Raw genomic sequence first — 23,626 nt, forward strand, 5'->3', positions numbered from 1 at the left:
TGCGGTGCGCATCGACGAGTCGGCGCGTGACGACTGTGAACCTCCGCGGCTCCCCGTACGTATGGACGATCGGGAAGCCGTGAAGATTCCCGCCGTACCGACCACGTCCCGGACTCGAGTCCCGACCCCGAACACCCCGCCCCCGCACCTCGAAGCGAAGAATTCCGGCCAACTGCCCCGGTCCGAAAAGAGGCGTGTCGCCGCTCCCTCGTGACACGGAGAGGAATGCCATCACCGCGAATACCCGGACATGCCGCTACCGCGTTCACTTCCGTCGGCCGAAAATCGTCCGGACGTTCCTTCGAGTTGTCTGTGTGACAGTAGTAGGCTCGCGCCGTTTGTTGACGGAACACCCGCCGAGCCGGGCCGGGTTGAGCAGGGGGAGGCCATGCGCTTTCGCGGGAAGTCCATCCGCCGGAAGATCGTGGCGCTGCTCCTCGTGCCGTTGCTGTCCCTCACGGCACTGTGGGGATTCGCCACCGTCCTGACCGGCCGGGACGCCGCTCAGCTCCTGGCTGCCAGTTCCGTCGCCGAACAGGTCGGCCACCCGGTCGAGAACACCGTCGACGTCCTCCAGAAGGAACGCCGTCAGACCCTCGTCTACCTGGCCGACCGCCGTGCCTCCGACGCGCTGCCGGCCCTGCGCACCCGGCGGGACGCGACCGACACCGTCGTCGCCGCGCTGCGCGACAAGGCCAGGACGCAGTCCGTGCGCGACGACATGACGCCCGAGACCGCGCAGCAGCTCACCTCGCTCCTCGACGCGCTCGACGGCCTCGGCGCGCTGCGCCGGTCCGTCGACAGCAACACGATCACCCGGTTCCAGGCCCTCGAGTTCTTCAACCGCCTCGTCGACCCGTCCTACGGCTTCCTGCTCACCCTGCACGGCCACAACGACGCCGCGCTCGAACGGCAGGGAATCGGCCTGGTCGGGCTGCTCCGGGCCCGCGAGATGCTCGCACGCGAGGACGCTCTGGTCGCCTCCACCCTCACCACCCGCAAGGTCACCGGCGAGGAGATACGCACCCTCACCGACCTCGTCGCACAACGCAATCTGTACTACGAGCTCAACCTCGCGAGCCTGCCGGCGAAGGACCGCGAGATCCACGAGGAGTACTGGCGCAGCCCCGAGACCGTGCCGCTGCGCGAGACGGAGGAACGCCTCATCACCGAGGGCCCCGTCGACCGGCTCGCCTCCACCGAGATCGACCGCTGGGAAGAGGCCGCGACACCCGTCCTGGACGACCTCGCCCGCGAGAGCAAGGAGGCCGGCGACCGTCACGAGGACCGCATCGAACCCGCCGCGTACAGCGTCTTCGTACGCGCCGGAGTCGCCGGCGTGCTCGGCTTCCTCGCCGTCCTCGTCTCCTTGATCGTCTCCGTGCGCATCGGCCGCGACCTGGTCCGCGACCTGACCCGTCTGCGCAAGGAGGCCCACGAGGTCTCCGGCGTACGCCTGCCCAGCGTGATGCGCCGCCTCGCCGCCGGAGAGCACGTCGACGTCGAGACCGAGGCCCCGCGTCTGGACTACGACAAGGACGAGATCGGGCAGGCGGGGCAGGCGCTCAACACCCTGCAGCGCGCCGCCGTCGAGGCCGCCGTGCGCCAGGCCGACATGCGGCGCGGCGTCTCCGAGGTCTTCGTCAACCTCGCCCGCCGCAACCAGGTCCTGCTGCACCGGCAGCTCACCCTGCTCGACGCGATGGAGCGGCGCACGGAGGACACCGAGGAACTCGCGGACCTCTTCCGCCTCGACCACCTCACCACCCGTATGCGCCGCCACGCCGAGGGGCTGGTGATCCTCTCCGGCGCGGCGCCCTCCCGCCAGTGGCGCAAGCCGATCCAGCTGATGGACGTCGTACGGGCCGCGGTCGCCGAGGTCGAGGACTACGAGCGCATCGAGGTGCGCAGGCTGCCGCGTATCGGCGTCGGCGGACCCGCGGTCGCCGACCTGACCCACCTGATCGCCGAACTGCTGGAGAACGCCACGGTGTTCTCGCCCCCGCACACGGGTGTGCAGGTCCACGGCGAGAGAGTGGCCAACGGGTTCACCCTGGAGATCCACGACCGCGGACTCGGCATGGCGCCCGACGCGCTCCTCGACGCCAACCTGCGGCTGGCGGAGACACCCGAGTTCGAGCTGTCCGACACCGACCGGCTCGGCCTGTTCGTCGTCAGCCGGCTCGCCCAGCGTCAGAACGTGCGCGTCTCGCTCCAGCAGTCCCCGTACGGCGGCACCACGGCCGTGGTGTTCATCCCTGCCGCGCTGCTCACCGAGGCGCCGGAGACCCAGGGAACCGGATTCCGGCTCGACCGCAAGACCGAGAGCGCGGCGGGCCGGCGCGACCACAGCAGGCTGGCCCTGTCCAAGGTCCCCTCCGGGCTGACCGGCTCGGCCCTGCTCGACGGGCCCGTCGAACTGGAGGCGCCCGTCGGCGCCCTGGGGCCGGACGACCGCCGCGATGACCGGTCCGGCGCAGTCGACCGCGCGGCCGTCGTCGACGCCGCCCTCGGCGACCTGGAGGACACCGAGAGCGAACGCGGCGGCATCTTCCGTCCCCGCTCCCAGCGCCGTGACGGCGCGGGCCGCGAGGGCGCCGGCCGCGACCAGCACCGGCAGGGGCTCGTACCGGGGCAGGAGCCGCCGGCCGGACCCGTCCCGCTGCCCCGGCGCAGGCGGCAGCCGACGCTCGTCGCCGACCACGGCCGCCGCGTCGACGAGCGGAACACCGCCGGGCGGCACCATCCCGCCCCCGGCGCCGGGCGCGGCACGGACGCCCCCACACCCTTCGGACGGACCTCCCCGCCCGCTGGGGGCACCGCTCCGCCGGCCCTGCCGATCCCGCTCGTCCAGGACCGCCGCGACCGGTCGGGCCAGGGACGCGAGCCGGTGGCCCAGGAACCCGATCCGTCGCCCCGCGGCCGGGCACCCGGCTCCGAGGCGCCTGCTGCCGCTCCGCCGCTGCTCGACGGACTGCCGCGGCGCGTCCGGCAGGCCAGCCTGGCCCCGCAGTTGAGGGAAGCGGCCGCCGCACAGCCGTCGGTGGCGCCGGCCGTGAGGCGGGAGTTCGAGCGGGACGCGGAGGAGGTCCGCAACCGTATGGCGTCCATGCAGCGGGGCTGGCAGCGCGGCCGCCGGCGCAACGCCGAGGAAGCCGCGGCCGAACGCGGCACGGACCAGGCCACCGGCCCCGGCCGGAACGCACCAGGAACGACATCGGAGGGGGACGGTCCATGACCGCACCGAACGCCGCAGCATCCAGCGCCACCGGCGCACCGGTCGCCGCCGGGGGCGCCGGCGAACTCAACTGGCTCCTCGACGAGCTGGTCGACCGCGTCGCCAGCATCAGCAAGGCGCTCGTGCTCTCCAGCGACGGCCTCGCCACCGGCACCTCCAAGGAGCTGACCCGCGAGGACAGCGAGCACCTGGCCGCGGTGGCCTCGGGCTTCCACAGCCTCGCCAAGGGGGTCGGCCGCCACTTCGAGGCAGGGCAGGTCCGCCAGACGGTGGTGGAGCTCGACGAGGCGTTCCTCTTCGTCACCGCGGCCGGTGACGGCAGCTGTCTGGCCGTGCTCGCCGACGCCGACTCCGACGTGGGCCAGGTCGCCTACGAGATGACGCTCATGGTCAAGCGCGTGGGCGCCCACCTGGCCACCTCGCCACGGACCGGTCAGGCCGCCGGAGGGTGAGAGGCTGCCATGAGTGATTCACTCCGGAACAGCCGCACCCCGCACCACTGGATCGACGCGGACGCCGGTCCCGTGGTCCGTCCGTACGCCATGACGCGCGGCCGCACCGCGCACGACAGCCGCCACCGGCTCGATCTGATCGCCCTGGTCGTGCCCGATGCGTCCGCCGCCGACCCCCGCCACGACCAGACGCTGTCCCCGGAGCATGTCGAGATCGTCGAACGCTGCGGCGGCACACCGCAGTCGATCGCCGAGCTCGCCGCGGGACTGGACCTGCCCGTGGGCGTGGTCCGGGTCCTCGTCGGCGACCTCGTGGACGACGAACTCGTCCACGTGACCCGTCCCGTACCCCCGGCCGAGCTGCCGGACGTAAGCATTCTGCGCGAGGTGATCAATGGCCTTCGGGCGCTCTAGCCGCCGAGAGGCACCGCCGGAGCCGGTGACTCTGAAGATCCTGGTGGCGGGCGGCTTCGGCGTCGGCAAGACCACCCTGGTCGGCGCGGTCAGTGAGATCAGACCCCTGCGCACCGAGGAGACGCTCAGCGAGGCGGGGCGCCCCGTCGACGACGTCTCCGGTGTGGAGAGCAAGACCACGACCACGGTCGCCATGGACTTCGGGCGGATCACCCTGCGCGAGGACCTGGTGCTCTACCTCTTCGGCACCCCCGGTCAGGACCGCTTCTGGTTCCTGTGGGACGAGCTGGCACAGGGTGCGCTCGGGGCGGTCGTCCTTGCCGACACCCGGCGCCTGGAGGACTGCTTCGCCGCCATCGACTACTTCGAGCGCCGGGACATCCCCTTCGCCGTCGCGGTCAACTGCTTCGAAGGGGCGAACCGCTTCCCCGCCGAGAGCGTGCGGGCGGCGCTGGACCTCGACGCCGAAGTCCCCCTCCTCATCGGCGACGCGCGTGAACGCGAGTCGGTCAAGGAGATCCTGGTGGCCGTCGTGGAACACGCGCTGGTCCGCGCGGACCAGGCCCGCGAGCCCGCCACCACCTGAGGTCACCGGCACGGGACACGGCCCGTACCCCCACCCACAGGGGTACGGGCCGTGCGCCTCCAGGGGCGTCCCGCGGGGGCCGGCCGCCGCCGGTCTCAGCTTCCGCCGGACTCCTCCTCCCAGCCGAAGCTCTTCTCCACCGCCTTGCGCCAGTTGTGGTACTCGCGCTCGCGCACCTCGGCCTCCATCCGCGGCGACCACTCGACGTCGCGCTGCCAGTGGGCCTTCAGCTCGTCCAGGTCCGACCACACGCCGGTCGCGAGCCCGGCCGCGTACGCGGCGCCCAGACAGGTCGTCTCGGAGACCTTCGGCCGGATCACGGGCACGGCCAGCACGTCCGCCTGGTGCTGCATCAGCAGGTTGTTGGCGGTCATGCCGCCGTCGACCTTCAGCGTGGTGATGCGCACCCCGGAGTCCTGGTACATCGCGTCGACGACCTCACGCGTCTGCCAGCTCGTCGCCTCCAGCACGGCCCGCGCCAGATGCGCCTTGGTGACGTACCGGGTGAGCCCGGTGATCACTCCGCGCGCGTCCGAGCGCCAATAAGGCGCGTAGAGGCCGGAGAAGGCGGGCACGATGTACGCGCCGCCGTTGTCGTCGACGCTCGCGGCCAGTGTCTCGATCTCGCCGGCCGACCGGATGATCCCGAGCTGGTCGCGGAACCACTGGACCAGCGCCCCGGTGATCGCGATCGATCCCTCCAGGCAGTACACCGGATTCTCGTCGCCGATCTTGTAGCCGAGCGTGGTGATCAGTCCGCTCTTCGAGGGCACGGGCCGGTTTCCGGTGTTGAGCAGCAGGAAACTTCCCGTGCCGTACGTGTTCTTGGCCGTGCCCGTGTCGTAGCATGCCTGGCCGAAGACGGCGGCCTGCTGGTCGCCCAGAGCGGAGGCCACCGGGACGCCGGAGAGCTGGCCCACCGCCGTGCCGTACATCTCGGCGGACGACCTGATCTCCGGGAGGATCGCCTCGGGCACATTCATCGCCGACAGGATGGCCGGGTCCCACCGCAGGGTCTCCAGGTCCATCAGCATGGTGCGCGAGGCGTTGGTGACGTCGGTGACGTGGACACCGCCGTCGGTGCCGCCGGTGAGGTTCCAGATCAGCCAGGAGTCGATGGTGCCGAACGCGATCTCGCCGCGCTCGGCCCGTGCGCGCAGCCCGGGTACGTTGTCCAGCAGCCAGGCGGCCTTGGGCCCGGAGAAGTAGCTGGCGAGCGGCAGACCGGTGGTGTCGCGGAACCGGTCCTGGCCGTCCGCGCCGCCGAGTTCACGGCAGAGCGCGGCCGTGCGGGTGTCCTGCCAGACGATCGCGTTGTGCACGGGCTTGCCGGTGGCGCGGTCCCACAGGACCGTCGTCTCGCGCTGGTTGGTGATGCCGAGCGCGCTGAGCTCGCCGGCCCGCAGCCCCGCCTTGGCGAGGGCGCCCGCGACGACGGCCTGGACCTTGGACCAGATCTCGGTGGCGTCGTGTTCCACCCAGCCGGGCCGGGGGAAGATCTGGCGGTGCTCGCGCTGGTCGACGGCGACGATCTCGCCGTGCTGGTTGAAGACGATGCAGCGGCTGGACGTGGTGCCCTGGTCGATTGCGGCGACGAACCTGTCGGTCATGACGTCCCCTTACGTCCCCTTGTCGAAGCGGCCCCGAGGCCGGGAGGCATGCGGCTAGAAGGCTGCGTTGAAGATCAGACCCGCCAGCAGCCCGCCAATGAGGGGCCCGGCGACAGGCACCCAGGAGTAACCCCAGTCCGACGTCCCCTTGTTGGGGATCGGGAGCAGGGCGTGGACGATGCGCGGACCGAGGTCGCGGGCGGGGTTGACGGCGTATCCGGTGGGCCCGCCGAGGGACAGGCCGATGCCGACGACCAGGAGGGACACCAGCAGGATGGAGATGCCCGATCCGTAGATGCCGGCGTCCTGGCCCGGGATCTGGCCGACTCCGATGCCGTCGTTCTTGCCGAAGGCGAGTATCGGCAGCACCAGGCCGACCGTGGCGATGATCTCGGTGACGAGGTTGGCGGCCGGGTTGCGGATCTCGGGGCCGGTGGAGAAGATCCCGAGCGTCGGCTGGGCGGTCTTGATGTCGGCGTTCGCCTGGAACTGGGCGTAGTAGACGAGATAGGCGAGTACGGCGCCGATGATCGCGCCGACCATCTGCGCCGCGATGTACAGCGGCACCTTGCCCCACTCGCCGGTGTCGACGGCGACGCCCACGGTCACGGCCGGGTTGAGGTGCCCGCCGGACAGGGGAGCCGCGGTGTAGGCGCCCGCCAGCACCGCGAAGCCCCAGCCGAAGGCGATGACGACCCACCCGGCTGCCCTCGCCTTGGAGTGGTGCAGCGTGACGGCGGCGCAGACGCCCGCGCCGAAGAGGATGAGGATCGCGGTGCCGATGACCTCACCGAGGAATATGTCTCCGTTGCTCATGGCGGCTCCTTTGCCCTGGCCCCGGGGCCCGGCCCCGGTCCTCCGTGCAGGGTGCGTGCTCCATGGCGTGCATGGCTGCGGACCCGGAGGCAGGGGAGGTCCCCGGCCCCGCCCGGCGTCCGTGACGAGCGTGGTGAGCGTGCCGAAGTGCGGCGATGCCGACGAGGAGGCAGTTTTCCCCTGCCGTGATGGGGCGTCAAGGTCGCGGACAGCATGCACGGTTCATGGCGGGTGCCGGACACGGAGGGCGGGAACGTGGAAGAGGCCGCGCGTGTGCCACGCCGGATTGGATCGTCAGCGGTTCTCGGCGAGCCACTTGGCGGCGATCTCCGCCAGCTCCGCGTCCCGGCCCGCCAGCATCATCCGGATCATCTGCGCGTCACCGCGCAGTGACCAGGCCGGATGCCCGAACGTGGCCGGGTTGTTCCTCTCGATGAGGAAATGGGCCGGCCAGGCCGTCCCGTAGCCGATCAGAGGGAGGGCGGCCGCGTACCGCAGCCGCCCCCGCGCCAGGCCGTACACACTGATCGCGAGCCCGGTCAGGGTGCCCGTGAGATGTACCCACCGGGTAGCGGCCCGCGAGTGCATCGCCACGTAGTAGGGCCAGAACTCCTCGTACGTATCGAACGTCTGCTGCGTCATGACCGCACCGTAACGGCCCGGCGCCCCCGCGTCAGCCTGCGCGGTGCCCCGCGACCGAGCGCCGCGCCACCGGGAAGTCGAAGTACGTGTCCGGGAACGGCTCCGGCTTGAACGTGAAGTGCCACCACTCCTCCGGCAGATTCACGAACCCCTGCGCGGCGAGCGTCCCCTTCAGCAGCTGCCTGTTGGCGCGCTGGGCCGCGGTGATCCGCGGGTCGTCGGTGTGCGACAGCGTGTCGAAGCAGTCGTAACCGGTGCCCATGTCCACGGAGTTGTCCGGGAAGCGCTCGGAAGCGGGCGCGTAACACGCCGTCAGCGGCTCGCCCGGCACATACCCCCGCGTCGGCTCGGCGGGCAGCTTCACGATGGTCAGGTCCACCGTGCTGCCGCGGCTGTGCCCGGACTTCTCCGCGATGTAACCGTCCGCGAACAGCCGTGACTTGTCGACCCGCGGATAGAACTCCTGCTTCATCGCCTCGTCGTCCAGGTCCTTCGCCCAGCGCACGAAGTGATCGACCGCGCGCTGCGGCCGGTAACAGTCGTACACCTTCAGCGAGTACCCCTGTCGCAGCAGCTGCGACTGCGCCCGGCCCAGCGCCTCGGCGGCCGGCCGGGTCAGGATGCACAACGGCTGCCGGTACCCGTCGACGGGCTCGCCGACGAAGTTGTGGTCCGTCGTGTAGCGCATCTCCTGGATGATCGTCGGCGCGACGGTGCGCAGCGACACGAACTCCCGCGGCGCCTTCGGTTCGGGGGTCGCCCGGGCGACGGGAGCGGCTGCCGAGACGGCGAGCAGCCCGGCGGCGGCCACGGTCAGAGCGCGGAAAGCGGAACCAAGTCGAGTCATGCGCACACCGTTTATCACTTCCCGCCCCGGCGGGAAAGAGTGATCGGATACAGTCCGCCCGTGCCCCAGGACTCCCACTGCGGCCACTGCGGAGCGCCGTACGGCTCCCCAGCCGGCTGGCCCCGCACCTGTCCCGACTGCGGCGAGACCGCCTACCGCAATCCTCTGCCCGTCGCCGTCGCCCTGCTGCCCGCGTACGACGACCGCGGCACCGGACTCGTGGTCATCACCCGCACCATCGAACCCGCCCGCGGCGGCACCGCACTGCCCGGCGGCTTCATCGACCACGCCGAGGACTGGCGGCACGCCGTCGTCCGCGAACTCGCCGAGGAGACCGGCATCGAGGTTCCGCAGCACGACGTGCGCCTCGCCGACGCCCTCAGCTCGGCCGCCGGGCACCTGCTGCTCTTCGGACTGCTGCCCGCCCGCCCCGCCGCCGCGCTGCCACCGCCCCGGCCCACCGAGGAGACCGACGGCTGGCACCTGCTGCGCGGAGCCGAGGAGCTGGCCTTCCCGCTCCACACGACCGCCGCGCGCAACTGGTTCACGGGCGCGTACGCACACCGCTGACCGGCCTCGCCGTCAGCCGAGGCCGCGCACCCGCACCGGGTCGTCCACCGCCACACGCCCTGCGTCCGTGATCCGCTCCACCACCACACGGCCCTCCACCAGACGCGTCGCGTAGCGCTCGATCTGCGACAGCGCCCAGCCGTCACCGGTGTCGCGCACCACCAGTCCGCCGCCCTTGCGCCCCGGTGCCGGCGCCCAGACCTCCAGCTCCACCCGGCCGTCGTCACCCTGCACCGCGAGCACCGTCCCCGCCCTCGCCAGCACGGGGATCCGTGACACAGGCGCGTCCACCAGCACCTGAGCCGGGCCCTCGTACACGCGGCCCGTCACCGTGTCGTACCAGCGCCCCCGGGGCAGCCGCACCGCCCGCCGGTCCGAACCCGGCTCCAGCACCGGCGCCACCAGCAGCGAATCGCCCAGCAGAAACGCGTCCTCGCAGTCCCGCAGCCCCCGGTCCTCCGGGCAGCCCCACCACAGCGGACGGACGTACGGCGCACCGGTCAGCCGTGCCAGATGCGCCAGCCCCACCAGATACGGCCGCAGCCGCTCCCGCTCCCGCAGGGCCGCACGCGCATGCGCCAGCACCTCCGGCCCGAACTCCCACGGCTCCGCGCCCGTGTTCCCTGCACACAGCAGCGGAAGGTACGCGGCCATTTGGAGGCGCCGCAGATACAGTTCCGCCGACATGCCGGGCACCGGCCGGGCCTCCGCCCCCGCGAACGGCACCCCGCAGACGCCGAGCCCCAGGACCAGCGCCAGCGAGGCACGCAGCCCCGCCCACCCCTCGGGCACCGGCCCGGCCCACACCCCGCCGTACCGCTGCGCCCCCGTCCAGCCGGAGCCGGACACCAGGAACGGACGCTCGTCGGGGCGCAGCCGGCACAGCGCCTCGTACGCGGCGCGTGTCATCGCCAGACCGCCCACGTTGTGCGCTTCCCGGTGGTCACCGCCACGGCCCTCCAGCACGTGCCGCGCCGAACGCGGCAGCGCCATGGCCCCGAACGGCGACCTTGCCCACGGCACGGGCGCCTCGTGCCACATCCCCGAGAAGCCCTGGTCCAGCAACTCCCCGTACAGCTCCCCCCACCACGCCCGGGTCCGCGGATCGGTGAAGTCCGGGTGCACGCGATCGCCCGAAGCCGCCACCCCGCGCACCACGGCGCCCCCCGCGTCCCGCACGAACGCCCCCGCGCGCACCCCGGTCTCGTACACCTCGTCACCCGGCCGCGCCGCGACGGCCGGACCGACGACGCGGACCAGCCGCACCCCGTCCTCGCGCAGATCCTTCGCCAGCGCGGGCGGATCCGGGAACCGCGCCTCGTCCACGCCGAACGCCGCCGCCGCGTCCTCGGGAGGCGTCCGGCGGAACCAGCCGGCTCCGGCCTGCTGCGCCGGACGCCCCTTTCCCCCGCCGAGATGCACCGCCGACAACGGCAGCCCGCGCTCCCGGTAGGCGGACACCAGACGCCGCACCGCGTGCTCGTCATCCGCCCCGGCGCCCGCGTGCTGAATCCCGAGCGCCCACGAAGGCGGCAGCGCGGGCGCCCCCGTGAGCTGCGCGAAACCGCTCAGCACACGGGCCGGAGTGCCCACCAGCACCCAACTCCGCAGCGGCCCGCCGTCCATCCTCAGCTCGACGGCCCCCGGCCGGTCGTGGCCCGAGCCCGCCCCCTCCTCGCCCTCCCGCACCGTGACCCGGCCGTCCCACGACGTGTCGTGGAACGCCAGATGCGACCCCGCGTCGGCGACCACCATCTGCACGGGCATCGTGAGGTGCGGAGCATCTCCCTCCGGCCCTGCGGCTCCGCCGTTCCAGAGCCGGTACGCGCCCCCACGCAGCCGGAGGCCCGTGCCCCGGCCGCCCAGACCGAACATCCGCGCGTCGGCGCCGACCTCGCTGCGCTGCACCCAGCGGGCCGGACCGCCGCCGACCGGCTCCCACCAGCGCGGCGGCAGATCACGACGCAGCACCACACCGCCGGGAGTGCGGATCTCCACCGCCCCGTGGCGCGACACCTCGACCGTCACCCGCTCCGACACCACCCGCCAGCCGCCGTCCTTGTCCGGCTCGAGAGCGGCCCGCGGATCGGGCTCCGGAGGCGGACCGGCCAGCCCGTACGACGGCAGAGGCTCGGCACCGTCCCAGCCCCGGAACACCGCCCCGCCCGTGGCGACCACGATGCGCAGCTCGGAACGGGCGAACCGGACGATCCCGCCGCCCGGCAGCGGCTCCGCCTCCTGCGCCGCACCCGGCACTCTGGCCCGCTCCGCCCCCCTGGCCGACAGCTCCCGAGCGTCCGCCCTGCCCCGCCGCCACGCGGAGCGCGCCGCCCGCAAGCCCTGAACCGAGCCGACATTCCTCACCGAGCGCACCAGGTCACGACCGTCCATGCAGCTCACCCTGCCACCCGGCCGACGGATCGGGTGCCCTGTTCAACTGCCGTTCACCCGTGGTCGGAGCACATATTCGCCCTCCCGACCATGGGCGGAGAGCCCTGGTGCGAAAGACGATCACGTGGCATCGTCCCTTTCAGCCCGCGTCCGCGCACACCCCGCCCGCCCGCGGGCCGCGCAGACACCGCGCACCGACCGCGTAGAGAAAGCCCGGGAGCCGACCCATGACCTCAGCAGCGAACCCCGCCCCGCTCTGGCAGCCCGACGCCGACCGCATCGCGGCCGCCCGCGTCACCCACTTCCAGTCCTGGGCCGCCGAGCGCTACGGAGCACCGGCCGAGGGCGGCTACCCGGCGCTGCACCGCTGGTCCGTGGCGGAACTCGAGACGTTCTGGCAGGCCGTCGCCGACTGGTTCGACATCCGCTTCTCCACCCCCTACGAGCGCGTGCTCGGCGACCGGACCATGCCCGGCGCCCAGTGGTTCCCCGGCGCCACGCTCAACTACGCGGAACACGCCCTGCGCACCGCCGAGGACCCGGCACGGGCACACGACCCCGCACTTCTTCATGTGGACGAGACACATAAGCCCACGCCCATCAGCTGGGCGGAGCTCCGCCGCCAAGTCGGCGCACTCGCCGCCGAGCTGCGCGCCCTCGGCGTACGCCCCGGCGACCGCGTCAGCGGATACCTCCCCAACATCCCCCAGGCCGTCACCGCCCTGCTCGCCACCGCCGCCGTCGGCGCCGTATGGACCTCCTGCGCCCCCGACTTCGGCGCCCGCAGCGTCCTCGACCGCTTCCAGCAGGTCGAACCCGTCGTCCTCTTCACCGTCGACGGCTACCGCTACGGCGGCAAGGAACACGACCGCACCGCGACCGTCGCCGAGCTCCGCCGCGAACTCCCGACCCTGCGCGCCGTCGTCCACATCCCCCTGCTCGGCACCGGGGCCCCCGAAGGCGCCCTCGACTGGTCCGCGGTCACCGCCGGCGACGCCGACCCCGTCTTCGAGCAGGTCCCCTTCGACCATCCCCTGTGGGTCCTCTACTCCTCCGGCACCACCGGCCTGCCCAAGGCCATCGTCCAGTCACAGGGCGGCATCCTGCTCGAACACTTCAAGCAGCTCGGCCTCCACTGCGACCTCGGCCCCGGCGACCGCTTCTTCTGGTACACCTCCACCGGCTGGATGATGTGGAACTTCCTCGTCTCCGGCCTCCTCACCGGCACCACCGTCGTGCTGTACGACGGCAGCCCCGGCCACCCCACCACCGGCGCCCAGTGGAGCATCGCCGAACGCACCGGCGCCACCCTCTTCGGCACCTCCGCCGCCTACGTCATGGCCTGCGCCAAGGCCGGCGTCCACCCCGCCCGCGACCACGACCTGTCCAAGATCGCCTGCGTCGCCACCACCGGATCCCCCCTGCCGCCCGACGGCTTCCGCTGGCTCCACGACGAGGTCGCCGAGGACCTCTGGATCGCCTCCGTCAGCGGCGGCACCGACGTCTGCAGCTGCTTCGCCGGCGCCGTCCCCACGCTCCCCGTCCACATCGGCGAACTCCAGGCCGCCTGCCTCGGCACGGACCTCCAGTCCTGGGACCCCCAGGGCAAGCCGCTCATCGGTGAGGTCGGCGAACTCGTCGTCACCAACCCCATGCCCTCCATGCCCATCCGGTTCTGGAACGACCCCGACGGCAGCCGCTACCGCGACAGTTACTTCGAGATGTACCCGGGCGTCTGGCGGCACGGGGACTGGATCACCATCAGCGAAACCGGCTCCGTGGTCATCCACGGCCGCTCCGACTCCACCCTCAACCGCCAGGGGGTGCGCATGGGATCCGCCGACATCTACGAGGCGGTCGAACGCCTCCCGGAGATCCGAGAGTCGCTCGTCATCGGGCTGGAGGAACCGGACGGAGGCTACTGGATGCCCCTGTTCGTCCACCTCGCCGAAGGCGCGGTACTCGACGACGCCCTCAAGGACCGCATCAAGCGGACCATCCGCGAACAGCTCTCCCCGCGTCACGTCCCCGACGACATCATCGAGGTCCCCGGCGTACCGCACACCCTCACCGGCAAGCGCATCGAGGTCCCCGTCAAACGCCTCCTCCAGGGCGCTGCACTCGACAAGTCGGTCAACCCCGGATCGGTCGACAACCTCGAACTCCTGCGCTTCTACGAGGACCTGGCCCGCACCCGCAGGTAGCCCCGGGCCCGGACGCCGCTCCCGGGCGGCGTCCGGGGCGACCGGCCGCCGTTGTCAGTGCCACCACCTACCGTGAGTGAGCAGTGACCAACAGCGCTCAGGGGGGAATCAGCATGGCGCACACCAGCAGGTCCAAGCGGCCGGGCACCCACGCATCGATGCGGCGCATCCTGCGCCGCGAAGTCCCCAGCACCGTCGGCGTCCTCGCCGACGCCCGCGACTTCACCGCGATGCGCCGCTACCGCAGCTTCACCTTCGACGACCACACCACCTATCTCCGCCAGTCCGAGCAACTCCTGAAGACACTCGCCACCCGGCAGCTGCACACCACGGTCGCCCTCTTCGACCCCGACGAATACGCCGAGTTCTGCACGGAGACCGGCCTCGACGCCGACACCGCCGAGGCCCGCAGCCGCTTCACCGCCGAGCTCACCGGCCGCGGCCCCACCGTCACCTACACGGGGCAGCCACTGACCGAGCTGCTGCCCCGGCTCATCGACCAGGCCGTCCGCCACGCCACCTGGCAGTACGCGACGCTGCTCCTCGCCGACCTCGGCACCTGCGCCGACTGCGGCCAGGACATCGGACGCTCCGCATTCGACCGGGCGTCCCGGATCCTCATGAGGCTCCTCGAAGTCGCCGGACCCGGCACCCACCATCTCGTGTGCAGCGTCCCCGGCCCCGACGAACAGCTCCTCGCCGTGCTCCACGCCCATGGCTCCGCCTCGGCCTCCGCAGAGATCGACGCCGGGGAGGGCGCCGAGTTCGTCACCGTCCTCGCGGCCGGAATCGCCCTCGAAACCACCGGCGGAGTCGTCCTGCGCACCAGCCGCCCCGGCAGCCCGGACCACCTCCACGGCTGGCGCCTCGACCACGGCCGGCTGATCCCGCTCACCGCGGGCGAGGTCTTCAGCGCCTACTGCACCGACGCCGCCACCGGCGAACCACTGTCACCCGAGCCGGGCGTCGAGTACTGCGCCGGGTTCCCCGTCACCACCGACGACCCGGACATCCACCACTGAACGGCGAAGGGGGCCTCCCGCCACCCGGCGGAAAGCCCCCCCTTCGACAGCACCCGGCCGACGACTACTCGCCGGACAGCACCGCCTGCGCGGCCAGCCGCGCCTCCTCGGCGGTGTCGGCGGCGCGCGCAGCGGCCGCGGCCCGCTCGCACTGCGCCAGCGTGTACTTCGCCAGCGTCGCGCGCACATAAGGAATGGACGCCGCGCCCATCGACAGCGACGTGACACCCAGACCCGTCAGCACACACGCGAGCAGCGGATCGGAGGCCGCCTCACCACACACACCACAGCTCTTGGCCTCGGCCTTCGCGGCCTCCGCGGCCAGCGCCACCAGATCCAGCAGCGCCGGCTGCCACGGATCCTGCAGCCTCGACACCGCACCCACCTGCCGGTCGGCGGCGAACGTGTACTGAGCGAGGTCGTTGGTCCCCAGCGAAAGGAACTCGACCTCCTGCAGGATCGAGCGCGCCCGCAGCGCGGCGGACGGGATCTCGACCATCGCGCCGAACTTCGCCTGCAGCCCCGCCTCCCGGCACGCGTCCGCGAACGCCTTCGCGTCCGTACGGTCCGCCACCATCGGCGCCATGACCTCGAGGTACACCGGCAGGCCCTGCGCCGCCTTCGACAGCGCGGACAGCTGCGTGCGCAGCACCTCCGGGTGGTCCAGCAGCGAGCGCAGCCCGCGGACACCCAGCGCCGGGTTCGGCTCGTCGGCCGGCGTCAGGAAGTCGAGCGGCTTGTCGGCACCCGCGTCGAGGACACGCACCACGACCCGGCCCTCGGGAAACGCCTCGAGCACCTGGCGGTACGCCTGGACCTGCTTCTCCTCGGACGGCGCCTGCTTGCTGTCGTCGAGGAAGAGGAACTCGGTACGGAACAGCCCGACGCCCTCCGCGCCGGCATCCACGGCCGCCGGCACGTCCGCGGGACCGCCGACGTTGGCCAGCAGCGGCACCTTGTGCCCGTCCGACGTCGCACCCGGTCCGCTCGACGCCGCGAGGGCGGCCTTGCGCTCGGCGGCGGCCTGCTCCATCGCGGCCCGCTTCTCGGCACTCGGCTCGACGAAGATCTCTCCCGTGCTGCCGTCCACCGCGATCAGCGTGCCCTCGGCCAGCTCGCCCGCGCCCGGCAGAGCCACGACAGCGGGGACGCCGAGCGCACGCGCCAGGATCGCGCTGTGGCTCGTCGGACCGCCCTCCTCGGTCACGAAGCCGAGCACGAGCGCCGGGTCCAGCAGCGCCGTGTCGGCCGGCGCAAGATCGCGCGCGATCAGTACATACGGCTCGTCGCTGTCCGGCACGCCCGGCATCGGCACCCCGAGCAGCCGGGCCACGATCCGGTTCCGCACGTCGTCCAGATCCGCGACCCGTCCGGCCAGGTACTCACCGGCACCCGCCAGCAGGGCCCGGTACGCGGCGAACGCGTCGTACACGGCACGCTCGGCCGTGCTGCCCACGGCGATGCGACGCTCCACGTCCGCCATCAGCTCGGGGTCCTGCGCCATCATGGCCTGCGCCTCGAGCACGGCCTGCGCCTCGCCGCCGGCGAGATTGCCCCGGGCGATCAGGTCGGCGGCGACGGCCTCGACGGCCTTCCGGGCCCGTCCCTGCTCGCGCTCCGCATCCTCCGCCGGTATCTGCTTGGCCGGCGGCTCGAGAACCGCCGTGCCCATGTGCCGCACCTCGCCGATCGCCACCCCGTGGCTCACGCCGACGCCTCGCAGCGTTGTCTCCATGTCACCCGTCTCCGGTTGAGCGGCGATCCGTGCCGCCGCGGTCGATGTCGAACTCGCCGTCACCGGCGTGCGGTGGTCACTGCCAGCCGAAGAGGCTGTCGCCGGCCTTCACGTCGCCGTCCTCACGGACGTCGGAGAGGGAGTCGGGGGTGGCCTCGAGTGCCACGACCGGACAGATCGGCGACTTCCCGGCCGCCTCGACGGCTGCCGGGTCCCACCGGACCACAGCCTGTCCGCGCTGCACGGTGTCCCCCTTGTTGACGAGGAGCTCGAAGCCCTCACCGTTGAGCTGCACGGTGTCGATGCCCAGATGCGTCAGAACTCCGTGCCCCTCTTCGTCGACGACGACGAACGCGTGCGGGTGGAGAGAGACGACGATGCCCGCGACGGGGGATACGGCCTCCGTAGCCCCGGGCTCGGGATCGATGGCAGTACCAGGACCGACCATCGCGCCGGAGAACACCGGATCGGGCACCGCCGCGAGCCCGATGGCCCGTCCGGCGAGAGGGGACGTCACTGTGGTCATGGAGCCTCCCAGGGCGGGGATTTCGTGCTGCGTCGTCACTGCTCGTACCGGACGACGCACTGTTCAGCAGGGTATGTCATATGAAGTCCTAGTTCCGCATGACAGCTACCAGTTGACGGACCTAGGGGGTACCGCAAGCGATTTGCCTCGACTGCGGCCGACCTGTACTGTCGTACCCCTGCCTGGCCCCAACGCGACATCGAGTCGGGGGTCGGCAGCGCTATCAAGCCGAGATCCTAACTGGTCTAAACCACTGCTGTCCGCAGGGTGGGTGGTCAGAGGGAGTGAGAAAGCCTGATAGTGTTGGAAACGCAAGACCGAAGGGAAGCGCCCGGAGGAAAGCCCCAGAAGATGTTCTGCGGGTGAGTACAAAGGAAGCGTCCGTTCCTTGAGAACTCAACAGCGTGCCAAAAATCAACGCCAGATATGTTGATACCCCGTCCATCTCCGGATGGTCGAGGTTCCTTTGAAAAAGTCCATCCCGCTTGCGGAATGGCAATCACAGCGAGGACGCTGTGAACGACCGGTCTTATTCCGACCGGTTGTTCCGCTCTCGGATGTGTCACCCGATCACGGGTAAACATTCATGGAGAGTTTGATCCTGGCTCAGGACGAACGCTGGCGGCGTGCTTAACACATGCAAGTCGAACGATGAACCTCCTTCGGGAGGGGATTAGTGGCGAACGGGTGAGTAACACGTGGGCAATCTGCCCTGCACTCTGGGACAAGCCCTGGAAACGGGGTCTAATACCGGATAACACTGCGGATCGCATGGTCTGCGGTTGAAAGCTCCGGCGGTGCAGGATGAGCCCGCGGCCTATCAGCTTGTTGGTGGGGTGATGGCCTACCAAGGCGACGACGGGTAGCCGGCCTGAGAGGGCGACCGGCCACACTGGGACTGAGACACGGCCCAGACTCCTACGGGAGGCAGCAGTGGGGAATATTGCACAATGGGCGAAAGCCTGATGCAGCGACGCCGCGTGAGGGATGACGGCCTTCGGGTTGTAAACCTCTTTCAGCAGGGAAGAAGCGAAAGTGACGGTACCTGCAGAAGAAGCGCCGGCTAACTACGTGCCAGCAGCCGCGGTAATACGTAGGGCGCAAGCGTTGTCCGGAATTATTGGGCGTAAAGAGCTCGTAGGCGGCTTGTCACGTCGGATGTGAAAGCCCGGGGCTTAACCCCGGGTCTGCATTCGATACGGGCAGGCTAGAGTGTGGTAGGGGAGATCGGAATTCCTGGTGTAGCGGTGAAATGCGCAGATATCAGGAGGAACACCGGTGGCGAAGGCGGATCTCTGGGCCATTACTGACGCTGAGGAGCGAAAGCGTGGGGAGCGAACAGGATTAGATACCCTGGTAGTCCACGCCGTAAACGTTGGGAACTAGGTGTTGGCGACATTCCACGTCGTCGGTGCCGCAGCTAACGCATTAAGTTCCCCGCCTGGGGAGTACGGCCGCAAGGCTAAAACTCAAAGGAATTGACGGGGGCCCGCACAAGCAGCGGAGCATGTGGCTTAATTCGACGCAACGCGAAGAACCTTACCAAGGCTTGACATATACCGGAAACGGCCAGAGATGGTCGCCCCCTTGTGGTCGGTATACAGGTGGTGCATGGCTGTCGTCAGCTCGTGTCGTGAGATGTTGGGTTAAGTCCCGCAACGAGCGCAACCCTTGTTCTGTGTTGCCAGCATGCCCTTCGGGGTGATGGGGACTCACAGGAGACTGCCGGGGTCAACTCGGAGGAAGGTGGGGACGACGTCAAGTCATCATGCCCCTTATGTCTTGGGCTGCACACGTGCTACAATGGCCGGTACAAAGAGCTGCGAAGCCGCGAGGCGGAGCGAATCTCAAAAAGCCGGTCTCAGTTCGGATTGGGGTCTGCAACTCGACCCCATGAAGTCGGAGTTGCTAGTAATCGCAGATCAGCATTGCTGCGGTGAATACGTTCCCGGGCCTTGTACACACCGCCCGTCACGTCACGAAAGTCGGTAACACCCGAAGCCGGTGGCCCAACCCCTCGGGGAGGGAGCTGTCGAAGGTGGGACTGGCGATTGGGACGAAGTCGTAACAAGGTAGCCGTACCGGAAGGTGCGGCTGGATCACCTCCTTTCTAAGGAGCACAGCACCGATTGCAGACAAACGTTCTGCACGGTCAGCTCATGGGTGGAACGTTGATTATTCGGCGCACTCGGTCACTGGTGACCGCTAGTACTGCTCCTCGGAGCGTGGAACGCGACCATCCAGGGATCGGCTGTGCCGGGCACGCTGTTGGGTGTCTGAGGGTGCGAGCGTTGCTTGCCCTTCGGGATGCCGGCCCCAGTGAACTCGCCGCTTGTCGGCGGGGTGGTGGGTGGCTGGTCGTTGCTTGAGAACTGCACAGTGGACGCGAGCATCTGTGGCCAAGTTTTTAAGGGCGCACGGTGGATGCCTTGGCACCAGGAACCGATGAAGGACGTGGGAGGCCACGATAGTCCCCGGGGAGTCGTCAACCAGGCTTTGATCCGGGGGTTTCCGAATGGGGAAACCCGGCAGTCGTCATGGGCTGTCACCCACTGCTGAACACATAGGCAGTGTGGAGGGAACGAGGGGAAGTGAAACATCTCAGTACCCTCAGGAAGAGAAAACAACCGTGATTCCGGGAGTAGTGGCGAGCGAAACCGGATGAGGCCAAACCGTATGCGTGTGATACCCGGCAGGGGTTGCGCATACGGGGTTGTGGGATTTTCCTTTCACGGTCTGCCGGCCGTGAGACGAGTCAGAAACCGTTGATGTAGGCGAAGGACATGCGAAAGGTCCGGCGTAGAGGGTAAGACCCCCGTAGCTGAAACATCAGCGGCTCGTTTGGAGAACACCCAAGTAGCACGGGGCCCGAGAAATCCCGTGTGAATCTGGCGGGACCACCCGCTAAGCCTAAATATTCCCTGGTGACCGATAGCGGATAGTACCGTGAGGGAATGGTGAAAAGTACCGCGGGAGCGGAGTGAAATAGTACCTGAAACCGTGTGCCTACAAGCCGTGGGAGCGTCGGATGCAAGCTTGCTTGTATCTCGTGACTGCGTGCCTTTTGAAGAATGAGCCTGCGAGTTTGCGGTGTGTTGCGAGGTTAACCCGTGTGGGGAAGCCGTAGCGAAAGCGAGTCCGAACAGGGCGACATAGTAGCGCGCTCAAGACCCGAAGCGGAGTGATCTAGCCATGGGCAGGTTGAAGCGGAGGTAAGACTTCGTGGAGGACCGAACCCACCAGGGTTGAAAACCTGGGGGATGACCTGTGGTTAGGGGTGAAAGGCCAATCAAACTCCGTGATAGCTGGTTCTCCCCGAAATGCATTTAGGTGCAGCGTCGTGTGTTTCTTGCCGGAGGTAGAGCACTGGATAGGCGATGGGCCCTACCGGGTTACTGACCTTAGCCAAACTCCGAATGCCGGTAAGTGAGAGCGCGGCAGTGAGACTGTGGGGGATAAGCTCCATGGTCGAGAGGGAAACAGCCCAGAGCATCGACTAAGGCCCCTAAGCGTACGCTAAGTGGGAAAGGATGTGGAGTCGCAGAGACAACCAGGAGGTTGGCTTAGAAGCAGCCACCCTTGAAAGAGTGCGTAATAGCTCACTGGTCAAGTGATTCCGCGCCGACAATGTAGCGGGGCTCAAGCGTACCGCCGAAGTCGTGTCATTGCAGTACATACCCCCAACGGGGACTGTGATGGGTAGGGGAGCGTCGTGTGCCGGGTGAAGCAGCCGCGGAAGCGAGTTGTGGACGGTTCACGAGTGAGAATGCAGGCATGAGTAGCGATACACACGTGAGAAACGTGTGCGCCGATTGACTAAGGGTTCCTGGGTCAAGCTGATCTGCCCAGGGTAAGTCGGGACCTAAGGCGAGGCCGACAGGCGTAGTCGATGGACAACCGGTTGATATTCCGGTACCCGCTTTGAAACGCCCAGTACTGAACCCGTTAATGCTAAGGCCGTGAAGCCGCCGGCTGAGTCTTCGGACGAGGTCGGAGTGGTGGAGCCGCTGACCCAAGGCGGTAGTAGGTAAGTGATGGGGTGACGCAGGAAGGTAGTCCAGCCCGGGCGGTGGTTGTCCCGGGGTAAGAGTGTAGGCCGTTGTGTAGGCAAATCCGCACAACATCAAGGCTGAGACCTGATGCCGAGCCGATTGTGGTGAAGTGGATGATCCTATGCTGTCGAGAAAAGCCTCTAGCGAGTTTCATGGCGGCCCGTACCCTAAACCGACTCAGGTGGTCAGGTAGAGAATACCGAGGCGTTCGGGTGAACTATGGTTAAGGAACTCGGCAAAATGCCCCCGTAACTTCGGGAGAAGGGGGGCCATCACCGGTGAGAGCACTTGCTGCTTGAGCTGGGGGTGGCCGCAGAGACCAGCGAGAAGCGACTGTTTACTAAAAACACAGGTCCGTGCGAAGCCGTAAGGCGATGTATACGGACTGACGCCTGCCCGGTGCTGGAACGTTAAGGGGACCGGTTAGCTGACTTTCGGGTCGGCGAAGCTGAGAACTTAAGCGCCAGTAAACGGCGGTGGTAACTATAACCATCCTAAGGTAGCGAAATTCCTTGTCGGGTAAGTTCCGACCTGCACGAATGGCGTAACGACTTCTCGACTGTCTCAACCATAGGCCCGGTGAAATTGCACTACGAGTAAAGATGCTCGTTTCGCGCAGCAGGACGGAAAGACCCCGGGACCTTTACTACAGTTTGATATTGGTGTTCGGTTCGGCTTGTGTAGGATAGGTGGGAGACTGTGAAGCTTGGACGCCAGTTCAGGTGGAGTCGTCGTTGAAATACCACTCTGGTCGTGCTGGATGTCTAACCTGGGTCCGTGATCCGGATCAGGGACAGTGTCTGATGGGTAGTTTAACTGGGGCGGTTGCCTCCCAAAGGGTAACGGAGGCGCCCAAAGGTTCCCTCAGCCTGGTTGGCAATCAGGTGTTGAGTGTAAGTGCACAAGGGAGCTTGACTGTGAGACCGACGGGTCGAGCAGGGACGAAAGTCGGGACTAGTGATCCGGCGGTGGCTTGTGGAAGCGCCGTCGCTCAACGGATAAAAGGTACCCCGGGGATAACAGGCTGATCTTCCCCAAGAGTCCATATCGACGGGATGGTTTGGCACCTCGATGTCGGCTCGTCGCATCCTGGGGCTGGAGTCGGTCCCAAGGGTTGGGCTGTTCGCCCATTAAAGCGGTACGCGAGCTGGGTTTAGAACGTCGTGAGACAGTTCGGTCCCTATCCGCTGTGCGCGTAGGAGTCTTGAGAAGGGCTGTCCCTAGTACGAGAGGACCGGGACGGACGAACCTCTGGTGTGCCAGTTGTCCTGCCAAGGGCATGGCTGGTTGGCTACGTTCGGAAAGGATAACCGCTGAAAGCATCTAAGCGGGAAGCCTGCTTCGAGATGAGGACTCCCACCTCCTTGAGAGGGTAAGGCTCCCAGTAGACGACTGGGTTGATAGGCCGGATATGGAAGCCAGGTAACTGGTGGAGTTGACCGGTACTAATAGGCCGAGGGCTTGTCCTCAGTTGCTCGCGTCCACTGTGTTAGTTCTGAAGTAACGAACTCGCCTTGCCGGCTGGTAGTTCGGACATCTTCATAGAGTTTCGGTGGTCATTGCGTTAGGGAAACGCCCGGTTACATTCCGAACCCGGAAGCTAAGCCTTTCAGCGCCGATGGTACTGCAGGGGGGACCCTGTGGGAGAGTAGGACGCCGCCGAACAATCATTGTGGGAAAGCCCCGGAACACTGTTCCGGGGCTTTCCTGCGTTCCGGGATCGTATGAAGGCGAGCTCCGACCCCCTGTGCTCGGTGTCGGAGCGACTGCCGGTAAGGTCAGGGGGCATCGTTGGTACGTTTCCCACAGGAGGCCCCCGGGTGGAGGTCCAGGAGACCCGCGTCCAGACGGAGCGGGTGCTCACCATCCCCAACATCCTCAGCATGGCGCGGCTTGTCGGGGTGCCGCTCTTCCTGTGGCTGATTCTTCGCCCCGAGTTCGGCGGGCCCAAGAGCGACGGCTGGGCACTGCTCGTTCTGATGCTGAGCGGAGTGAGCGACTATCTCGACGGGAAGCTCGCCCGCCGGTGGAACCAGATCAGCAGCCTGGGCCGCATCCTCGACCCCGCCGCCGACCGGCTCTACATCCTCTCCACTCTCGTGGGACTGACCTGGCGCGAGATTCTCCCGATCTGGTTGACCGCTGCACTTCTCGCCCGGGAACTGATGCTGCTGGTGATGGTGTACATCCTCCGAAGGCGCGGTTATCCGCCGCCGCAGGTGAACTTCCTGGGCAAGGCGGCCACCTTCAACCTCATGTATGCCTTCCCCTTGCTGCTCCTGAGTGACGGAACGGGATGGCTTGCGTCACTGGCCGCGATTTTCGGATGGGCGTTCGCCGGATGGGGTACAACTCTGTATTGGTGGGCAGGGATCCTCTATGTGGTTCAGGTCCGCCGACTCGTCAAGGCGGACGCAGAGGCCGATTGACCCCGAAGACACGGTGACCGGCAGTGTCGCCGGCCGTGGATGCCCTGAGGGTTTGTTGTGCGGGTGAAGTCGGCTGGACCGTCATCTCTTCA

General features: G+C 68.5%; 15 protein-coding genes and 3 rRNA genes. 11 read left to right on the plus strand and 7 right to left on the minus strand.

Annotated elements, in window-relative coordinates; genetic code table 11:
• Window positions 1–388 precede the first annotated feature (388 nt).
• From QFZ82_RS32370 to QFZ82_RS32385, 4 genes are read left to right on the plus strand one after another with little or no spacing between them, the layout of a single operon-like run.
• A complete protein-coding gene (locus QFZ82_RS32370; RefSeq protein WP_307716500.1) occupies window positions 389–3,238 on the plus strand; it encodes a nitrate- and nitrite sensing domain-containing protein in 2,850 nt (949 codons plus the stop codon).
• On the plus strand, window positions 3,235–3,690 hold the full coding sequence (locus QFZ82_RS32375) for a roadblock/LC7 domain-containing protein (protein ID WP_307716501.1): 456 nt from the start codon (window positions 3,235–3,237) through the stop codon (window positions 3,688–3,690). The genes QFZ82_RS32370 and QFZ82_RS32375 overlap by 4 nt, the downstream gene beginning before the upstream one ends.
• A 9-nt stretch (window positions 3,691–3,699) precedes the next feature.
• Window positions 3,700–4,104 (plus strand): DUF742 domain-containing protein, encoded by a 405-nt coding sequence (locus QFZ82_RS32380; protein ID WP_307716502.1) that lies wholly within the window; start codon window positions 3,700–3,702, stop codon window positions 4,102–4,104.
• The gene (locus tag QFZ82_RS32385) at window positions 4,085–4,690 is read left to right on the plus strand and encodes an ATP/GTP-binding protein (protein WP_307716503.1); all 606 of its coding nucleotides are present in this window, start codon (window positions 4,085–4,087) and stop codon (window positions 4,688–4,690) included. The genes QFZ82_RS32380 and QFZ82_RS32385 overlap by 20 nt, the downstream gene beginning before the upstream one ends.
• 95 nt (window positions 4,691–4,785) lie before the next feature.
• Here the strand turns inward: QFZ82_RS32385 and glpK are convergent, their stop codons facing one another.
• From glpK to QFZ82_RS32405, 4 genes are all read right to left on the minus strand, one after another.
• Window positions 4,786–6,300, minus strand: coding sequence for a glycerol kinase GlpK (gene glpK / locus QFZ82_RS32390; RefSeq protein WP_307716504.1), 1,515 nt, complete (start codon window positions 6,298–6,300; stop codon window positions 4,786–4,788).
• Between the two features lie 54 nt (window positions 6,301–6,354).
• Entirely contained in the window at window positions 6,355–7,116 is a 762-nt protein-coding gene (locus tag QFZ82_RS32395) for an MIP/aquaporin family protein (protein ID WP_307716505.1), read from the minus strand.
• Between the two features lie 294 nt (window positions 7,117–7,410).
• Window positions 7,411–7,758 (minus strand): DUF962 domain-containing protein, encoded by a 348-nt coding sequence (locus QFZ82_RS32400; RefSeq protein WP_307716506.1) that lies wholly within the window; start codon window positions 7,756–7,758, stop codon window positions 7,411–7,413.
• A 31-nt stretch (window positions 7,759–7,789) separates the two neighbouring features.
• Window positions 7,790–8,605, minus strand: coding sequence for a M15 family metallopeptidase (locus tag QFZ82_RS32405; protein WP_307716507.1), 816 nt, complete (start codon window positions 8,603–8,605; stop codon window positions 7,790–7,792).
• Window positions 8,606–8,644: 39 nt separating this feature from the next.
• Here QFZ82_RS32405 and QFZ82_RS32410 point away from each other — a divergent pair, with 39 nt between their 5' ends.
• Window positions 8,645–9,175, plus strand: a complete 531-nt coding sequence (locus QFZ82_RS32410; protein ID WP_373429357.1) for an NUDIX domain-containing protein — start codon at window positions 8,645–8,647, stop codon at window positions 9,173–9,175.
• A 12-nt stretch (window positions 9,176–9,187) separates the two neighbouring features.
• Here QFZ82_RS32410 and QFZ82_RS32415 read toward each other — a convergent pair whose 3' ends face one another.
• Entirely contained in the window at window positions 9,188–11,566 is a 2,379-nt protein-coding gene (locus tag QFZ82_RS32415) for a glycoside hydrolase family 31 protein (protein WP_307716509.1), read from the minus strand.
• A gap of 227 nt (window positions 11,567–11,793) precedes the next feature.
• Here QFZ82_RS32415 and QFZ82_RS32420 point away from each other — a divergent pair, with 227 nt between their 5' ends.
• Both QFZ82_RS32420 and QFZ82_RS32425 read left to right on the plus strand, forming a co-directional pair.
• The gene (locus QFZ82_RS32420; protein WP_307716510.1) at window positions 11,794–13,770 is read left to right on the plus strand and encodes an acetoacetate--CoA ligase; all 1,977 of its coding nucleotides are present in this window, start codon (window positions 11,794–11,796) and stop codon (window positions 13,768–13,770) included.
• A gap of 113 nt (window positions 13,771–13,883) precedes the next feature.
• Complete coding sequence (locus QFZ82_RS32425) at window positions 13,884–14,792, plus strand: hypothetical protein (RefSeq protein ID WP_307716511.1); 909 nt, start codon at window positions 13,884–13,886, stop codon at window positions 14,790–14,792.
• Window positions 14,793–14,856: 64 nt separating this feature from the next.
• Here the strand turns inward: QFZ82_RS32425 and ptsP are convergent, their stop codons facing one another.
• Both ptsP and QFZ82_RS32435 read right to left on the minus strand, forming a co-directional pair.
• Window positions 14,857–16,527, minus strand: a complete 1,671-nt coding sequence (gene ptsP / locus QFZ82_RS32430; RefSeq protein WP_307716512.1) for a phosphoenolpyruvate--protein phosphotransferase — start codon at window positions 16,525–16,527, stop codon at window positions 14,857–14,859.
• Between the two features lie 76 nt (window positions 16,528–16,603).
• On the minus strand, window positions 16,604–17,053 hold the full coding sequence (locus tag QFZ82_RS32435; RefSeq protein WP_307716513.1) for a PTS glucose transporter subunit IIA: 450 nt from the start codon (window positions 17,051–17,053) through the stop codon (window positions 16,604–16,606).
• Window positions 17,054–17,636: 583 nt separating this feature from the next.
• Here QFZ82_RS32435 and QFZ82_RS32440 point away from each other — a divergent pair.
• The 4 genes from QFZ82_RS32440 to QFZ82_RS32455 all read left to right on the plus strand — a co-directional run bounded on the left by QFZ82_RS32440 (window position 17,637) and on the right by QFZ82_RS32455 (window position 23,534).
• Window positions 17,637–19,163 (plus strand): 16S ribosomal RNA (locus tag QFZ82_RS32440).
• Window positions 19,164–19,450: 287 nt separating this feature from the next.
• Window positions 19,451–22,574: ribosomal RNA gene (locus tag QFZ82_RS32445) — 23S ribosomal RNA — on the plus strand.
• Between the two features lie 79 nt (window positions 22,575–22,653).
• Window positions 22,654–22,770, plus strand: a 5S ribosomal RNA gene (gene rrf, locus QFZ82_RS32450).
• Together the 16S, 23S and 5S rRNA genes form the textbook arrangement of a ribosomal RNA operon.
• Before the next feature lie 155 nt (window positions 22,771–22,925).
• Complete coding sequence (locus QFZ82_RS32455; RefSeq protein ID WP_307716514.1) at window positions 22,926–23,534, plus strand: CDP-alcohol phosphatidyltransferase family protein; 609 nt, start codon at window positions 22,926–22,928, stop codon at window positions 23,532–23,534.
• Window positions 23,535–23,626: the final 92 nt, after the last annotated feature.

The organism is Streptomyces sp. V4I23 (assembly GCF_030817975.1).
GTDB lineage: Bacteria > Actinomycetota > Actinomycetes > Streptomycetales > Streptomycetaceae > Streptomyces.